General features: G+C 60.3%; 3 protein-coding genes. All 3 read right to left on the reverse strand.

Features of this window, described 5'->3' with window-relative positions:
• Positions 1 to 260 precede the first annotated feature (260 nt).
• Complete coding sequence (locus ACFO3E_RS15800) at positions 261 to 1,220, reverse strand: alpha/beta fold hydrolase (protein ID WP_380806044.1); 960 nt, start codon at positions 1,218 to 1,220, stop codon at positions 261 to 263.
• Positions 1,221 to 1,328: 108 nt separating this feature from the next.
• Complete coding sequence (locus ACFO3E_RS15805) at positions 1,329 to 2,441, reverse strand: SLC13 family permease (protein ID WP_380806047.1); 1,113 nt, start codon at positions 2,439 to 2,441, stop codon at positions 1,329 to 1,331.
• 26 nt (positions 2,442 to 2,467) lie between these two features.
• Positions 2,468 to 2,749 (reverse strand): SLC13 family permease, encoded by a 282-nt coding sequence (locus tag ACFO3E_RS15810; protein WP_380806050.1) that lies wholly within the window; start codon positions 2,747 to 2,749, stop codon positions 2,468 to 2,470.
• Positions 2,750 to 2,899 lie beyond the last annotated feature (150 nt).

Consider the following 2,899-nt stretch of genomic DNA (forward strand, 5'->3'; position numbering starts at 1 on the left):
GTCATGCCAGGCTGGCCTCCTCGTCCAGCTGACATGGTGAATCACATTTCTGAGCGAAGGGGAATCCCAATGATTCAGTCCGGTCAGATTTTGCTCTAGACTACGCCAGCTGCTGAAATGCTAAACATCATAACTAACAAGCTGCTGCAGGCGGCAGTACCGGCCATGCCTAAGGATCGATTTTTTGCTTTCAAACGGTCGATGCGGAGCATATTTTTTCTCGGCCGGATCCACATACCGGGCTTCGAGAGTCGATATTCTCACGTCGCTCGTTCGCCTACTTCCTCTATGGCGGCGGCGACTTGCTCTGGAACCGCGTAATGAAAGAGGTGCCCCTGTTCAGGTATAATACGCAGCTCCGCCCCTGCTATGTCGTTCACCAGTTTGCGGGCGTGCTTGTCAACATGAGCAATTTGATCGCCTTCCCCGGCCATGATGATGACGGGGAGGTTTAACTCGCCATAGCGTCTGCTCAGAGCAATCGCCCCCGGTATCATCATGGCGGTGTCGGCAGCAGTCGCGCGAATTTGGCCCGGGCGAAGCGCCATTGCGACGGGGAAATCGGCAAATTTTTCCGACACCGGCGCAGGTGAAAAACTTACCTTCAGGGCCGACGGCCCCATCAGGAGGCCCGCAAGGGGCGCAACAGTACGGGCGAGTACGTCACCAAGCAAGGGCACCGCAGGTACGGACGCTGGCAAGACGTCAGGACGAGCGGAACCATAATAATATCCCGACAAGAGCACGAGACCCGCACTGACATCCGCATTATCGAGGGCCAATGCTAGAGCGACCATTGTGCCCCAGCTGTGACCCACGACGACGGCGGGGCCGACACCGATCTGCTTGAGCGCCGCAGCTATTAGATTTGCCTGCGCCGCGGGCGTCCAGGCACTCGATCGCGGACGGCTGCTGTAGCCAAAGCCCGGCCGATCGAAGGCAATCACTCTGTGATGCTCGGCGGCAATGCCAAGCACCCCACTGACTTCCCAGTCCTGCAGCATCACGCCGTTTCCGTGAAGCAGGACGACGGGAGGACCAACGCCGCGATCAACATAGTGGAGCCGCACGCCATCGACTTCAATAAATTCGCCGGTGGGCGGGCATTGCGTCTCCACGCGTTTCGAGTTCATATGATTGAACCAAGCCGTGCCGACAAGCGCAGCGGCGCCCGCGCCAATCGTAATCCACCCTTTGTTAGTGTTGATCGCGGTGGTCAAGGAAGCAGCGGGGCTTCCTGTCCAAGTTTGTACCCTATCTAGCTGTGTCATGCTCGCCTAACCATTGTGCACCGCACAAAGTTGCCTCGAGCGCGCCGCCCTGACTTTTTATAGGGGCCAAGACCACAGGATGAGAGGTGTACCAACGATTAGCACAAGCAGCGACAGAGGAGCGCCGAGGCGGGCATAATCACTAAATTTGTAGCCGCCCGGTCCCAGGACAAGTGTGTTGCACTGATGCCCGATCGGCGTCAGAAAATCACAGCCCGCCCCCACCGCGGTTGCGATCAGGAAGGCTTCGGGCCGATAGCCCAGATCATCGGCAAAGACGGCCGCGATAGGCGCCATGACCAGAACGGTGGCGGCATTGTTGAGGAATGGCGTCACCGCCATCGCTGTAACCAGGATCAGCGCGACCGCTCCCCAAGGCGGCAGCACTGTAGCGGCGCTTGCAAGCTGTTTTGCGATAACGTCCGATGCTCCTGTCGTCTGCAGCGTCTCGCTGATCGGGATCAGCGCGGCGAGCATGATGAGGATGGGCCACTCAACCGCTTCATAGGCTTCACGCACAGGCAGTGCGCCTGTAATGACGACGAGGCCGGCGGCTGCGAAGAAGGCCACCGCCACCGGGACTAAGCCCGCCGCCGTTGCCACCATGGCGGTCGCAAGAATGACGAGAGGCAACCAGCCGCGCTTCGACAGGCCCAGTCGGATTGAGCGCTGCGCCAGGGGTAGGGCTCCGAGCTGACGAAGCCGGCTCGGGAGCTGGTCGACCGATCCCTGCAGGACCAGTGCGTCACCGGCGCGCAACACGATCTGACCCAGCTTCCGCGTGAGGGTTTCTCCCGCTCGCGCGACCCCGATGAGGTTGATGCCGAAGCGCTCACGCAGCAGCAACCTGCCTGCGGTCCGGCCAATCAAGACGGAGTCGGTCGTTACCACCGCCTCGATCACGCCGACCTCGTCGCTGCTGTGATTGTCATCCTTCTTACCACCAGCGAGGGTCAGCTTGTCGCGAGCGATCACCCGCTCCAGCGCGTCCGGTTCGCCGGCGACAATGAGGATGTCATGTTCCTCCAGATGGACCTCGGGATGCACCGTGCCGCGCATGTCGCCGCGCAGCAGGCTCGTGACCGTGACCTGTTCCTCATGCCGCTCCTGGAAACTGGCGATGGTCTCGCCGATCGCGGGTGAGCCCGCGGTTACGGTTGCTTGGGTCACATAATCGGAGATATTGAGCGCCTCACCTAATGTTGGAACGCCGCGCCTGTTCCTGGGAAGAAGCCGATAGCCAAAGCGAAGAAAGATGAGGCAATGACCAGCAGGCCGAAGCCGGTCGGGAGAAAATCGAACATAGCAAACGGCTGGCCGGTCATATCCTCGCGTACGCGGCTGACAATGATATTGGGCGAGGTGCCTACCAACGTCATTAGGCCGCCTAGCAGCGAGGCGAACGCCATCGGCATCAGATAGACCGACGGACTAGTCTCGTTCTTCTTCGCCATCTGCAGCGCGGCGGGCATCAGCATGGCAAGCGCGCCGACATTCTTAATAAGCGCGGACGCGAAGCCGACTGATGGTAAGCGCTAAAACACTCCCACTGGGAGGCGTTAGGCGGCCTGATCGATGACGGCGCTGGCGGCGGCGCGGCTATCTACCCAGTTGTAGGGGAGCAGATC

Origin of the sequence: Sphingobium tyrosinilyticum, assembly GCF_042654265.1 — a bacterium.
Taxonomy (GTDB): domain Bacteria; phylum Pseudomonadota; class Alphaproteobacteria; order Sphingomonadales; family Sphingomonadaceae; genus Sphingobium; species Sphingobium tyrosinilyticum.